9 protein-coding genes and 1 tRNA gene are annotated in these 13,683 nt (G+C 63.7%); 3 read left to right on the top strand and 7 right to left on the bottom strand.

Features of this window, described 5'->3' with window-relative positions; all coding sequences use genetic code 11:
• Positions 1-164: 164 nt before the first annotated feature.
• A complete protein-coding gene (locus JV18_RS0113500) occupies positions 165-1,406 on the bottom strand; it encodes an NAD(P)/FAD-dependent oxidoreductase (protein WP_033075493.1) in 1,242 nt (413 codons plus the stop codon).
• A gap of 130 nt (positions 1,407-1,536) precedes the next feature.
• Between JV18_RS0113500 and JV18_RS15520 the strand changes: the two genes are divergently transcribed.
• Positions 1,537-1,713, top strand: a complete 177-nt coding sequence (locus tag JV18_RS15520) for a hypothetical protein (protein WP_200879121.1) — start codon at positions 1,537-1,539, stop codon at positions 1,711-1,713.
• Between the two features lie 199 nt (positions 1,714-1,912).
• Here JV18_RS15520 and gltB read toward each other — a convergent pair whose 3' ends face one another.
• The 6 genes from gltB to JV18_RS0113465 form a co-directional block, all read right to left on the bottom strand.
• Positions 1,913-6,442: a glutamate synthase large subunit gene (gene gltB, locus JV18_RS0113490; protein ID WP_033075491.1), complete on the bottom strand. Its 4,530-nt coding sequence runs from the start codon at positions 6,440-6,442 to the stop codon at positions 1,913-1,915.
• 29 nt (positions 6,443-6,471) lie between these two features.
• A complete protein-coding gene (locus JV18_RS0113485; RefSeq protein WP_033075639.1) occupies positions 6,472-7,542 on the bottom strand; it encodes a DUF2059 domain-containing protein in 1,071 nt (356 codons plus the stop codon).
• 12 nt (positions 7,543-7,554) lie between these two features.
• On the bottom strand, positions 7,555-8,148 hold the full coding sequence (locus tag JV18_RS0113480) for a DUF2059 domain-containing protein (protein ID WP_033075490.1): 594 nt from the start codon (positions 8,146-8,148) through the stop codon (positions 7,555-7,557).
• Between the two features lie 23 nt (positions 8,149-8,171).
• On the bottom strand, positions 8,172-9,614 hold the full coding sequence (locus JV18_RS0113475) for an NAD(P)-dependent oxidoreductase (RefSeq protein ID WP_033075489.1): 1,443 nt from the start codon (positions 9,612-9,614) through the stop codon (positions 8,172-8,174).
• A gap of 161 nt (positions 9,615-9,775) precedes the next feature.
• Positions 9,776-10,576 (bottom strand): undecaprenyl-diphosphate phosphatase, encoded by an 801-nt coding sequence (locus tag JV18_RS0113470; protein ID WP_033075488.1) that lies wholly within the window; start codon positions 10,574-10,576, stop codon positions 9,776-9,778.
• A 201-nt stretch (positions 10,577-10,777) separates the two neighbouring features.
• Positions 10,778-11,734, bottom strand: coding sequence for a complex I NDUFA9 subunit family protein (locus JV18_RS0113465; protein WP_033075487.1), 957 nt, complete (start codon positions 11,732-11,734; stop codon positions 10,778-10,780).
• A gap of 210 nt (positions 11,735-11,944) precedes the next feature.
• Between JV18_RS0113465 and JV18_RS0113460 the strand changes: the two genes are divergently transcribed.
• Both JV18_RS0113460 and JV18_RS14765 read left to right on the top strand, forming a co-directional pair.
• Positions 11,945-12,031 (top strand) — tRNA-Leu (locus tag JV18_RS0113460).
• A gap of 92 nt (positions 12,032-12,123) precedes the next feature.
• Entirely contained in the window at positions 12,124-13,545 is a 1,422-nt protein-coding gene (locus tag JV18_RS14765) for a DUF6538 domain-containing protein (RefSeq protein ID WP_052072265.1), read from the top strand.
• Positions 13,546-13,683 lie beyond the last annotated feature (138 nt).

Here is a 13,683-nt window from a genome sequence, read left to right as displayed (position 1 = left end):
GGACCAAATCCCATGAAAAATTCCTCTCCCAAAAAGCAGCCGCGCCCTTTGGCCATCCCGCCCTTGCCGCACCCGAGCTGGTCGCATGGCCATGCCCACCGCCGCGCGCCGCGCGCCTTGTCGGCTTCCGACTTCTGGAAACGGCTGGGACTTTAAACCCGGCTTTAGAATTTCCGGTGAAAGCTGAACAACGGCGCATCGCTGTCGCCATAACCCATAATCGCCCCGCGCAATATCTGCGCTGCCATCATCGAAAAGGTGATGCCATTGCCGCCATAACCCATGGCGGCATAGCAATGGGGCAGGCGCGGGATACGCCCGACGGTCGGCGTTCCCACCGGGCTGTTGCCGAAACTTCCCGCCCAGGCATAGGTGGGCGCGGCGTCAATCTGCGGCAACAGCGCCGCCAGCTTTTCCGACAGGCGCGCGGCCTTCTCGTCGATCAGCGCGTCGCGTCGCGCTTCATCGGCAAATTCCTCATCCTCGCCGCCACAGATGATCGTCCCGTGGGGGGTGGTGCGAATATAAAGATAGGGGTCCGACGCTTCCCAGATCAGCGCCGCGCCGGGCCATATCGCGCCGGGCTGCGGGCGCGTCGCAATCGACCAGCTTGAAATGATGCGGTTGCCCTTGCGCGGGATGGATTTCAGCCTCTCATAACCGGTGGCGACAATGACATGCCGCGCGCGGATATCTGGCCTGCCTCCGGTGGCCAGCGTTACACCGTGGGCATCGGGGCGAATATCGATAATGTCGACGGGCGCGAACAGCCGAGCACCGCGCTTTTGGGCGACCTGCAAAAAAGCCGCGGCCATCTGGCGCGGGTCCGCCGTATAATTGCCGTCGCCGAGGAGTGCATGGCGTCCCCTGATACCAAAGCGCGCTTCCACCTCGGCCGGGGGCAATAGCGCGACATCGAAACCTGCGCGGCGGCGCGCATCAGCCTCTTTGGCCAGCCCGCGCGCGTCCAATATCGTCCCGTCCAGATAAAGGGAGGGCCGGGTCGCCCCCTCGACCATATCGGCCAGCCCCAGTCGCTCGGTGCGTTCGCGCAGCGCATCGACGGCCAGCCGCGAGCGTTTCCATATCGCCTCGGCGCGGGCGCGCCCGATGCGCGCGCTCATCAGCGACAGCGGCGTGTCCAGCTCATATTGCAGCATGGCCGTGGAGGCGGCGGTCGATCCCTTCACCGGCCCGCGCCGGTCAACGATGGCAACGTCCAGCCCCGCATCGCTCATCTGCTCGGCGATCAGCGCGCCGGAAATGCCCGCGCCAATCACCAGCAATTCGCACGACAGCGCCTTGTCCAGCGTTTCGATCACCAGCGGAGGACGCCGCCGGTCAAGCCACAGTGAGCGCCCGGTGCGAAGGTCGCGGTGCTCGGTGGCAGAGGGGGTGGCTGTCATCCGCCCCAAACCCCCAGTCGCGGCGGAAGTTGCGCGTCACGCAAAAGATAAAATTGCGACGAACCGCGCAACTCCATCCGATGTCGTCGGTTGATCGGATAGAAATGATAAAGACGAAAGGAGAATGAAGATGAGTATCGAAGGAAAGATGAAAGAAGCTGCAGGCTATATGAAGGAAGAGTCCTATGAACATGGCGATTCCCCTGAAGCAAAGCGCAAGGCGCAGGAAGGCCGCGACTTTCGCAACGAAGGCCGGATCGAAGACGGCAAGCTTCCCAAGACGGGCGAGCCCGGCACGGAAAAATAACAATTGTTGAGGCTTAGCCCTTGGCTATCTGGCGCTGCATATCCGACTTTCTCTTAAAGTCGCGTAGCCGCCAGCGAAAAGGGGTCCGCATATGCGGGCCCCTTTTTTGCGTCGGTTAAACCACCGTCATGGCGAGCCCGGCAAAGCCGGGCGAAGCCATCTCCAGCCCGCGCTCTTACCGGACGCAGCGGCTTGCGGCCTATTCCGCCGCAACCACCTCGGCTTCGGCATCGCTCAGCGGATGCGCGATACGGCTCAGCATTTCCTTGGGGCAGATTTGCCAGAAACGCATCCGCCAGCGGTCCCAGTCGGCCAATATTTCGGCGGACCAGCGGCTGCCCGTCGCCTTGGCATGGTCGGCGACCAGCGTCTTCAGCACGCCTTCCCAATGGGCGCTGTCCAGCCGTTGCCAGACGATCGATTCGGGGTTGGCGTGGCGTTCAAAACTGTCGTCGCTGTCGAGGACGAAAGCCATGCCGCCCGTCATGCCCGCGCCAAAGTTGGACCCCACCGGACCCAATATCACCGCCGTTCCGCCGGTCATATATTCACAGCCATTGGCGCCGCATCCTTCGACGACGACATTGGCGCCCGAATTGCGGACCGCGAAGCGCTCGCCCGCCTGTCCAGCGGCGAGCAGCGTGCCCGCCGTCGCGCCATAGAGGACGGTGTTACCGACGATGCTGTTATGCTGGCTGACCAGCGGGCTCGACACGGTGGGGCGCACGATGATCCGCCCGCCTGACAGGCCCTTGCCGACATAGTCATTGGCGTCGCCGAACACTTCCAGCGTAATGCCCTGGCACAGAAAGGCGCCCAGCGACTGGCCCGCCGTCCCGCGCAGCCGCACCTGCACATGGTCGTCGGCCAGGCTCCGCATCCCGAAGCGCTGGGTCACTTCCGCCGACAGGCGGGTGCCGACCGCACGGTGGGTGTTGCGAACATTATAGGTCAGCTGCATCCGCTCGCCGCGCTCGAACAGCGGCTTGGCATCGACCAAAATCTGTGCGTCCAGGCTGTCGGGCACCGGATTGCGGAAATGAGGTCCTTGCGAACGGCGCTGATCGTCGGGTGCATCGACCTTGGCGAGCAGCGGGTTGAGGTCGAGATCGTCGAGATGCTCGGCCCCGCGGCTGACCTGCCGCAGCAATTCGGTGCGGCCGATCACTTCATCAAGGCTGCGGTATCCCAGCTTGGCGAGAATTTCGCGCACCTCCTCGGCGATGAAGGTCATCAGATTGACGACCTTTTCAGGCGATCCGGTGAATTTGGCGCGCAGCTTCTCATCCTGCGTGCACACGCCCACGGGGCAGGTGTTCGAATGGCATTGGCGCACCATGATGCAGCCCATGGCCACCAGGCTCAGCGTGCCGATGCCGAACTCCTCGGCCCCCAAAATCGCGGCGATGACGATATCGCGCCCGGTCTTCAGCCCGCCGTCGGTGCGCAGCCGCACGCGGTGGCGCAGGCGGTTGAGGGTCAGCACCTGATTGACCTCGGACAATCCCATTTCCCACGGGGTGCCCGCATATTTGATGCTCGTCTGCGGGCTGGCGCCGGTGCCGCCCGTATTGCCCGCCACCAGAATGACGTCGGCGTGCGCCTTGGCGACCCCGGCGGCGACGGTGCCGATGCCGGCTGAACTGACCAGCTTCACGCACACCCGCGCCTTGGGGTTGATCTGCTTCAGGTCATAGATCAACTGCGCCAGATCCTCGATCGAGTAGATATCATGGTGCGGCGGCGGGCTGATCAGCGTCACCCCCGGCGTCGAATGGCGCAGCCGCGCGATAAACTCGGTGACCTTGAAACCGGGAAGCTGCCCGCCTTCGCCGGGCTTGGCGCCTTGGGCCACCTTGATCTCAATCTCGTCGCACGCGCCCAGATATTCGGCGGTCACGCCAAAGCGTCCCGAGGCGACCTGCTTGATATTGCTGTTGGCATTATCGCCATTGGCATAGGGCTGATAGCGCGCGCTGTCCTCGCCGCCTTCGCCCGACACCGCCTTGGCGCCGATGCGGTTCATCGCAATCGCCAGCGTTTCATGCGCTTCGGGCGACAGCGCGCCCAGCGACATGCCGGGGGTGACAAAGCGCTTGCGGATCTCGGTAATCGCCTCGACGCTTTCCAGCGGCACGCCTTGCTGGGGATAGTTGAACTCCATCAGATCGCGCAGATAAACGGGCGGCAGGTCGGCGACCCCGCGCGAAAATTGCAAATAGGTCGAATAGCTGTCGGTCGCGACCGCTGTCTGGAGCAGGTGCATCAGCTGCGCCGAATAGGCATGCGCCTCGCCGCCCGCGCGCTGGCGATAGAAACCGCCGATGGGGAGGGTGGTGACCCGGCTGTCAAAGGCCGCGCTATGCTTGTCGGTCGCATTGATGAACAGCGACTGATAGCCTTCGCCCGAAATTTTCGCGGGCATTCCGGGGAACAGGTCGTTGACCAGCGCGCGGCTCAGCCCCACCGCCTCGAAATTATAGCCGCCGCGATAGCTGGAGATGACGGCGATCCCCATCTTCGCAAGGATTTTGAGAAGGCCGTCGTCAATCGCCTTGCGGAAACGCTGGCGGCATTCGATCAGCGGCAATTCGCGGCCGAACAGGCCGCGCGCATGGCGGTCGGCGATGGCGGCTTCGGCCAGATAGGCGTGAACCGTCGTCGCGCCGACCCCGACCAGCACCGCAAAACCGTGGGTGTCGAGCACTTCGGCCGACCGCACATTGATCGAGGCATAGCTGCGTAGCCCCTTGCGCACGAGGTGGGTGTGCACCGCCGCAGCGGCCAGCACCATCGCCATGCCGACGCGGTCCTTGCCGATCTTCTCGTCGCTCAGGAACAGCTCGCTGCGTCCCGCGCGCACCGCATCCTCGGCCTCCCGGCGGATGCGGGTGATGGCTTCGCGCAGCGCGGCAGGGTCGCTTCCCGCAGGGAAAGTGCAGTCGATATCGGCGACCGCATCGCCGAAATAAGCGCGCAGCCGGTCCCAGTCATCGCCCACGAGCACGGGCGAATCGATCACCAGAACATGTTCGCTCTGCCCCTGTTCGTCGAGGATGTTGGCGAGGTTGGAAAAGCGCGTTTTCAGGCTCATCACATGCCGCTCGCGCAAGCTGTCGATCGGTGGATTGGTGACCTGGCTGAAATTCTGCCGGAAAAATTGCGCGACATGGCGCGGCTTGTCCGAAATCACTGCGAGCGGCGTATCATCGCCCATCGAGCCAATGGCTTCCTTGGCATCCTCGACCATGGGGGACAGGATCAGCTCCATATCCTCCATCGTCAGCCCGGCGGCGACCTGGCGGCGCAGCAATTCGTCGCGGTCCCAGTCGCCAACGCTGGTTTTCCCGGCGGCGGGCAGGTCGGCCATGGTGCGAAAGCCCTTGACCCGCGCGCCATAATCCTGCCGCCCGGCAACTTCGTCCTTGATCTCGCGATCCTCGTAAACCCGGCCATTTTCCAGGTCGACCGCAATCATCTGGCCCGGCCCCAGCCGGCCCTTTTTGCGCAGGCTCGCCTCGGGCAGCAGCACCATGCCGCTTTCCGATCCGACGACGAGCAGATTGTCGGCGGTCAACGAATAGCGCAGCGGGCGCAGCGCATTGCGGTCCATCCCGGCGACGGCCCAGCGGCCATCGGTCATCGCCAGCGCGGCGGGGCCGTCCCATGGCTCCATCACGCTCGCCAGAAAACTGTACATCGCCCGGTGGCTTTCGGGCAGGTCGCTGTCGCCGCCCCAGGCTTCGGGAACCAGGATCAGCTTGGCGGTTGGCGCGTCGCGCCCCGCGCGGCATAGCGCCTCGAACACGGCATCGAGCGCAGCGGTGTCCGAGGCGCCCGCCGGGATCACCGGCTTGATATCTTCCGAATGCTCACCAAAGGCGAGGCTCGCCATCTTGATCTCGTGGCTTTTCATCCAGTTCTTGTTACCGCGAACCGTATTCACCTCGCCATTATGGGCGAGGCAACGGAACGGCTGGGCCAGCCACCATTGCGGAAATGTATTGGTTGAATAGCGCTGGTGGAAAATCGCGACCCGGCTTTCAAACGCCTTGTTGGTAAGGTCCGGATAGAAATCGGCGAGGCTTTCGGCGAGGAACAGCCCCTTGTAGATGATCGAGCGCGCCGACAGGCTGCAGATATAAAAATCATGGATCTGCGCTGCGACCACCTTTTTCTCGATCCGGCGGCGGACGAGGTAAAGCTGCTTTTCAAATTCGTCGATCGACTGGTCCTCGGGCAAGGGGCCGGCGATCATGATCTGCTCGATCTCGGGGCGCGTGCGCTGCGCCTTGTCGCCGATCACCGACACATCGACCGGCACCTGCCGCCAGCCATAGATGGTAAAGCCCGCGTCGATGATTTCGGATTCGACGATGGTGCGGCATTCCTCCTGCGCGTTCAAGTCAGTGCGCGGCAGAAAGATCATGCCGACCGCCAGCCGGTTGGGGCGCACCACATGCCCCGATGCGGCAATGGCATCGTCGAAAAAGCGGATCGGCAAATCGACGTGAATGCCCGCGCCATCCCCGGTCATGCCATCCGCATCGACCGCCCCGCGGTGCCATACTGCGCGCAGCGCCTCGATCGCCGCCTCGACCACCCGGCGCGAAGCCTTGCCATCGGTCGCCGCGACCATGCCGACGCCGCAGGCATCGGATTCCATGTCGGGGCGATACATGCCGGTTTCGGCAAGGCGGGCATGATCGGGGGTGGGATAATGGGTCATTCTATTTTCCTGATGCGAAAGGGCAGGGCCTATTCGGTGGTTTCTTCGGCGGAATCCGTCGGCGCGCCTTTTGATTTCAGCGCATTGGCAATGGCCTTTTGCTCGGCCTCATAAGCGGCCTGTTCCAGCGCTTCGACCTCGGCGAGGTCCGCCTCGGACCAGTTTGCGCGGTCATAGGCGTCCAGCATCGCTTCGCCGTCCTCGCCCAGCGGCGCGTCCAGCGTATCGCGATAGGTCGTCAGCCTTTTCACATCGACCTTCAGCAATTTGGCGAGCCGCTTCATCTCGGCCTTGTCGAGATCGGCGAGGGTGCGCGGCGTTGGAATATCCTTGAATTCGGCTTCCAGCGTGGGCGCCCGGTCGATGAACTTGTTCAGCATCGGTGGCAGCCCGCGCACCATGGCGAGGATCAGTTCGGGGTCGGATTGCAGCACCATCGTTTCGCCCGCAAAGCTGCGGCCCGTGGGGGTGGCGAAAAAGGCGTTGATGTCCTCAAGCTGCGCGGCCGAATATTCGCGGGCATAGGCGCGGGCGAGCCCGGCGCGCATCGGCGCTTCCATGTCGGACAGCGCCTCGCTCAGCAACGGACGCAGCACCGCCAGAATCTTCTCTTCGCGCTCCTTGCGCCTCGGATCGAACATCTGGGCAATCTGGGCCTGCGTCGCCTCGTCCAACTCGGCGATCTGCTCGCTTTCGATCCCGGTTTTTGCCGACAGCGTTGCGGCAGAGGGCTTGTCCATCTCCGCCATCGCCATGTCGATGATCGGGCCATAAAGCCGGTCGACCATTTTCTCCAGACTGCCCGGCGGGATCAGCGCTGCCGTCGTCGTCTCGGCCAGCGCCAGCCGCGCGGGCTCGACCGGAGGCAATTTGCTCATGTCGAACAGCTTTTCGAGAAAGGCGATCGCCTCGTCCATCTGCTGTTGCAGCTTGGCCTTCGCCAGGTCGAGGGCCGCCGCCTCGCCCGGCTCCTCATCTTTCGCGATCGTCCATTCCTCGGGCGCATCGGCCACAAGGGCGGCGGCGGGCAGCGGCGCGGCGACCAGCGCGGCGGCGGCTGTGGCCGCGAGCAGGGGGGGGCGAGTCCAGATCCTGGTCATGGTCATCCGCTCCTATTTCGACCCGCTCGCCGCGCCCGCGGCTTGCAGCTCCTCGCGAAAGCGTTGCAGCTCGGCGGGCAGGCGTTCCATCGACTTGGCGACCGATTGCGCCTGCCACGCGGCCACATCGGGGTCGTTCATCACCTGCACCGATTCAACGGCATATTTCTGCCCGGTGGGGGTAGCGAAAAAGGCCTCGACCTCGCCCATTTCCGCGACGGTAAAGCGCCGCGCATAGGCACGCGCCATGGCATCGAACAGGCCGGGAAGCTGCTGTTTCACATCGGCGACCGCCAATTGCTGCTGCCGCGCGATAAAGCGGTCGAACACTGCCTTGACCTTGGGGTTTTTCAGCGCCTCCTGCAATCCCGGCTGCTGGTTGAAACCGCCCATGATGTTGGACATGGTCGCACCGACAATCTGCCCCATCATCGCCTCGCGCTGCGAAGGCGGCATCATCACTTCCAGCAGCTTTGTCGCCGCCGCCACCCGCTCGGGTGCCGGCGCGTCGACGGCGGGCGCGGCGGCGGGAGCCGGGGCGGCCTGTGCATAGGCAGGCGCCGCACAAAGCGCACCCAAAAAGATGAAGGCAGAACGGATCGACATGAAGAAATTCCTTTTCCTGATGGTCAGGCGGCCTTTCTCTCCGCCTTTTGCCGCTGCTTCAACCATTTCGACATTTGTTCGCTGACATCGCGGCCGTCGCGAATGCCCCAGACGACCAGGCTGGCGCCGCGCACAATGTCCCCGGCGGCAAAAACGCCGGGCAGGCTGGTCATCATCGTCTGATGATCAACGCGCAGCGTGCCCCAGCGGGTGACGCTCAGATCGGGCGATCCGAACAATTGCGGCAGATCCTCGGCATCAAAGCCCAGCGCCTTGATCACCATGTCGGCGGGCACGTCGAATTTGCGGCTCGGGTCGGGCTCGGGGCTGCGGCGACCGCTGGCATCGGGCGCGCCCAGCCGCATTCCCGCGACCGCCACTTCTTTCACGGCCTTGTCGGCGGTGAAGCTTTCGGGGGCCGACAGCCAGACGAACTCGACGCCTTCTTCCTCGGCATTGGCAACTTCGCGCTGCGATCCCGGCATATTCTCCCGGTCGCGGCGATAGAGGCATTTCACCGATTTCGCGCCCTGACGCACGGCGGTGCGGACACAGTCCATCGCCGTGTCGCCGCCGCCGATGACGACGACATGCTTGCCCTTGGCATCGAGCCGCCCGTCGTCAAAAGCGGGAACATCGTCGCCAAAGCTCTTGCGGTTGGACGCAATCAGATAGTCGAGCGCGCGGATCACCCCTTGGGCGTCATTGCCCGCGACATTAATCTCGCGCGGCTTGTAAACACCGGTCGCGACCAGAATCGCGTCATGCTTGCGGCGCAATTCATCCAGCGTCGCATCGCCGCCAACCTCAAAGCCCAGATGGAAGTGGATGCCGCCCGCTTCCAGCCGCTCGATACGGCGCATCACCACGGGCTTTTCCAGCTTGAAACCCGGAATGCCATAGGTCAGCAGCCCGCCCGCGCGGTCGTGCCGGTCGTAAACATGCACCTCATGCCCTTCGGCGCGCAAATATTCAGCCGCGGTCAGCCCGGCAGGCCCCGCGCCGATGATGCCGACCGATTGCCCCGTCGCGGGCCCGGCCTGCAGCGGCTCGACCCAGCCTTCGGCCCAGGCCGTGTCGGTGATATATTTTTCGACGCTGCCGATGGTCACCGCGCCATGGCCCGAAAATTCGATCACGCAATTGCCTTCGCACAGGCGATCCTGCGGACAGATGCGACCGCATATTTCGGGCATGGTCGATGTCGCGTTCGACAATTCATAGGCTTCACGCAGCCGCCCTTCGGCGGTCAGGCGCAGCCAGTCGGGAATATGATTGTGCAGCGGGCAGTGGACCGAGCAATAGGGCACGCCGCATTGCGAACAGCGCGCTGCCTGTGCATCGGCCTCCGGCGGAGCATAGCGTTCGGCGATTTCCTGAAAATCGCGCGCGCGCTCCTCGGCGGACCTCTTGTCCGGATAATTTTGTTCGCGCTCGACAAATTTGAGCATCTTATCGGCAGCCATCGGTGCAATCCCCTTTGTTGAAGGGGGAAATGCAGCCTGCTCACCGGCTTGTCATCAGTGAATTGCTATTCAGGGCAGTATAACTGACCTAAATTCCTTGCCATTTTACCGCTCGAAAGCGCCCCTGTAATTATCTTACATTATTTAGGGCGGCTTCGGACCTAACTCATGGCAAGCCAGATCAGGGCGATGCTGCCGATCACGATCCGATACCAGGCAAAGGGCGCAAAACCATAGCGGCCCACCACGGCGACAAAGGCCTTCACCACGACCAGCGCGACCAGAAAGGCGGTCACCAGCCCGATGGCAATCGCGCTCACATCGTCAAAGGTCAGGATCGCGCGGTCCTTCCACAGCGAATAGACGGTCGCCCCCATCATCGTCGGCACGGCCAGGAAAAAGCTGAACTCGGCCGCGGTCTTGCGTTCGACCCCCATCAACAGCGCGCCCATGATCGATGCGCCTGACCGGCTGACGCCGGGGATCATCGCGATGCACTGGACGATGCCGATGCCGATGGCGGTGCGGACGGGCATGGTCTCGACGCTTTCGACCTTCACCGTCTTGACCATGCGTTCGATCAGCAGGATCGCGATGCCGCCCAGCACCAGCGCCACCGCCACCGTCGTCGGCGACTGCAGCAGGACGCGAATCCCTTCATAGGCGACCGCGCCGATCAGCATCGCGGGCAGAAAGCCGATCAGGATGTTGCGGGTAAAGGCGATGGCGGGCGCTTCGCGGCGCAGCAGTCCCTGGCTGACCGCCCAGAAGCGCGCGCGATAAGCCACCAGCACCGCCAGAATCGCGCCCAGCTGGATGGCGATCTTGAACGCCGCCGATCCTTCGCCCTTGAATCCCAGCAATTCGCTCGCAAGGATCAAATGCCCGGTCGAGGACACGGGCAGAAATTCGGTCAGCCCCTCGATAATGCCCAGCAGGACGGCGGTCAGCCACATGCTCATGCCGCGCCCCCATTTTGGCCGTGGTCGTCGGGGTGGGGAAGGGCACTTGGCATAGGGATCCCGTTTCTGTGGCTGCGATGGCAAAGGGTGACAAGAAAAGAGCGCCCGACCACCGCCGGACGCCCCTTGTCCTTGATTGATGCCTAGGCAGAAGCGCCGCTTTTTTCCAGTCGCATTTGCAACCCAAAGCGTCGCCAGCCCTTATTGCGCGGCACTTTCGACCGCATCGGTAATTTCGGCAAAGCGCCCGTTGCGCTTATATTGCACCAGCCAGCCGTCGGCGACTGCGGGCAGCGACGTCGCGCCAATCCCCAGCGCGTGCAATCCTTCGGCGCCCTCGACCACGACATTGTCCCGCTGCAGCATCAGCCACTGGTCGCGGGTGATCGGTGCGCCCGGCGCCCAGCCCAGCCCTGTCGCCAGCGCCGATGCCACCGCATCGGGCAGCTCGACGAACAGCCGCTTGCGTCCCGTCGCCTCGGCGATCCAGCGCAGCAGCGCCGCCATCGTCATCTGCTGCGGCCCGCCCAGTTCGAACAGCTTGCCCGCTGCCTGGGGCTCCAGCGACGCCACCACGGCATCGGCAACATCGCCGACATAGACGGGCTGCAACCTCGTATTCGGGGCGACGACCGGCACGACGGGCGCGATACGGATCATCCCGGCGAAACGATTGATGAACTGGTCCTCGCGCCCGAAAATGATCGAGGGGCGCAGGATAACGGCGCCCGGAAAGGCTGCGCGCACCGCGGCTTCGCCATCGCCCTTGCTGCGACCATAGCGCGAGGGGCTCTCGCTGTCGGCGCCAATGGCCGACAAATGCACCAGTGCGCGCACGCCCGCCGCCGCCGCGGCTTCGGCGACATGCTTGGCGCCTTCGGCCTGCACCGCGATCATATCGTCAAAGCTGCCCGCCAGGTTGATGACGGCATCGCTACCCGCCACCGCGCGCGCGACGCTGGCTGCATCGCGCACATCGACAGCGACGAACTGCGTCTGGCCCAGCCCGCCGAGCGGCTTCAGAAAAGTGGCCTGCCGCGGCTGGCGCTGGGCAACCCGCACCCGCGCGCCGCGGCTCAAAAGGCGCTGCACGACATAGCGGCCGACAAAGCCGCCGCCGCCTATCACGGTGATCAATTGCCCATCGAGTCTCTGCATTGCGTCCGCCTGTATCCGGTTGATCGATTCTCTCATGCAGCCAAAGCGAGGCCGCGCCCCGCCCCCATGCCGCGAAGCGCCCGCCGGGGCAAGGGGCATGGGGCCGCGCGGGGCGCAAATGCGTGGGCGCCGCAATAAATTTCGCCTCGATGGCGCCACCACAGTTGACAAGCCGCGCACCCCCCCGCTAAGCGCCCGCACCTACCCCGTGCCCAGATGGCGGAATTGGTAGACGCACCAGCTTCAGGTGCTGGCGATCGCAAGGTCGTGGAGGTTCGAGTCCTCTTCTGGGCACCATTACCTTCTAAGCTCTTGAAAAAGCTAGAAGTAACTGGAAATCCTCGCGTTTTTCTCACCTGCCTGTTACATGTGTAACAATGGAAAACGCTATGCGAGAGTACGAAACCAAGGTCGGGGCAACCTATTATTTCCGCCGTGTCGTCCCGCCCGATTTGATCGGCCATTTCCGCACCGCGACCGGCAAACCTCGCATAGAGTGGAAATATTCTCTCAAAACTAAAGACCGCCGGGAGGCCGCCCCGAAGATTCGGAAGTGGGCCGAGGTCACAGACAAGCTTATCGACGCCGCGCGCCGGGGCGGTGCTGTCCTCAGAGCTGACCCGCCTGTGGCGGCAGGCGTCGAAGCCATGCGGCGATCGCAGGCTGTCATAGACGACATGGAGTTAGCCTCCGTCGAAGCTGCCGAGCTTGCTCGGGCGCACTGGGATGATGTTGAGGCCCGGGCCGAGGCTGACCCTGCCTTCGCTGCCCAGCAAGCTCTGCGGGCCGCCGCAACTCGCCTTGATAGGGAGCGGCAGGATATTGAGTTTGCCCGCGAGTTGGCGCGAGAGGAACGGGACGCGCGCAAGGTAGCCCTCATGGACCTGTTTGAGCGGTATGCGTCCGTGCCCGGCAGGAACGCCAAGACGATTGCCCAATGGCGTCCGTATGTCCAAAAGCTGATCGCCTTCACCGGGATTGATGATGCCACCCGGTTGACCACGCGGCACCTTATCGACTGGCGCAACCATCTTCGCGATGTGGAAACCTATCGGGGCAAGCGCCTGTCCGCCAAGACGATCAACGGCAGCTATTTGGCTGCGGTCAATGTCGTGCTGGGTTGGGCTGTTGATGACGGGCTGTTGGACAGCAACCCCGCGCGCGATGTGAAGCCCGTGCAGTTGCCCAAACAGCCGCAGACCCGGAGCCGGTCGCTGTCCGATGACGAGGCCCGCAAGGTGCTCCTTGCAACCCGGAAGGGCCGGGAAGGGAAAGAGGGTGATGACTTTGTGAACGCCAAGCGGTGGGTGCCGTGGCTCCTCTGCTACACCGGGGCGCGGGTGACCGAGATTACCCAGCTTCGCAAGGCTGACGTGGTGAAGCTGGGCGAGGTCCACGCTATTCGCATCACCCCGGACGCGGGCAGCGTCAAAAACAAGTTGGCCCGTGTCGTGCCGCTGCACCCGGACCTGATTGCACAGGGCTTCCTAACTTTCGTCGCGAAGCGCCGGGCCGGGCCACTGTTCTTCAGCCCCGACAAGCGGCGGAGTGAGAGCGCGATCAATCGGCAAGCGAACCGGCTGGGGTCCAAGCTGGCAGAATGGGTGCGGTCGCTGGGTGTGGGTGCCCCGCAACCCAATCACGCATGGCGGCACAGGTTCGTCACGCTGGGCGAACGATACGGACTATCCGAGCGCGCCGTGGACGCGATGACCGGGCACTCGTCGGGTAAGATGAACCGACGATACGGCGAAAACGAAATCGACGTGGTCTATCGTGAACTTGGGAAAATCCCGGCATTTAGGCTGTAGCCCCCTGAGGGCGATTTTCAGCACCGCAGGGACACGCGGAGGGCGGGCAGGGTGTTTTCTCTCCCGCCCCCGTTTCGGCGCTGTAGCACTAGTCTGCGAAGTCTTTCGGCGCGGTGGCGGTGGCGCTTTCACCGGGTT

It is taken from the genome of Sphingopyxis sp. MWB1 (genome assembly GCF_000763945.1).
GTDB lineage: Bacteria > Pseudomonadota > Alphaproteobacteria > Sphingomonadales > Sphingomonadaceae > Sphingopyxis.
The sequence above is the reverse complement of the archived record's forward strand: the minus strand, read 5'-3'. Positions and strand labels throughout refer to the sequence as shown.

Coding starts and splice junctions, on each gene's coding strand:
- JV18_RS15520 (WP_200879121.1), top strand. CDS start 1,537: ATGAGTATCGAAGGAAAGATGAAAGAAGCTGCAGGCTATATGAAGGAA.
- JV18_RS0113465 (WP_033075487.1), bottom strand. CDS start 11,734: ATGCAGAGACTCGATGGGCAATTGATCACCGTGATAGGCGGCGGCGGC.
- JV18_RS14765 (WP_052072265.1), top strand. CDS start 12,124: ATGCGAGAGTACGAAACCAAGGTCGGGGCAACCTATTATTTCCGCCGT.
- JV18_RS0113470 (WP_033075488.1), bottom strand. CDS start 10,576: ATGAGCATGTGGCTGACCGCCGTCCTGCTGGGCATTATCGAGGGGCTG.
- JV18_RS0113475 (WP_033075489.1), bottom strand. CDS start 9,614: ATGGCTGCCGATAAGATGCTCAAATTTGTCGAGCGCGAACAAAATTAT.
- JV18_RS0113485 (WP_033075639.1), bottom strand. CDS start 7,542: ATGACCAGGATCTGGACTCGCCCCCCCCTGCTCGCGGCCACAGCCGCC.
- JV18_RS0113500 (WP_033075493.1), bottom strand. CDS start 1,406: ATGACAGCCACCCCCTCTGCCACCGAGCACCGCGACCTTCGCACCGGG.
- gltB (WP_033075491.1), bottom strand. CDS start 6,442: ATGACCCATTATCCCACCCCCGATCATGCCCGCCTTGCCGAAACCGGC.
- JV18_RS0113480 (WP_033075490.1), bottom strand. CDS start 8,148: ATGTCGATCCGTTCTGCCTTCATCTTTTTGGGTGCGCTTTGTGCGGCG.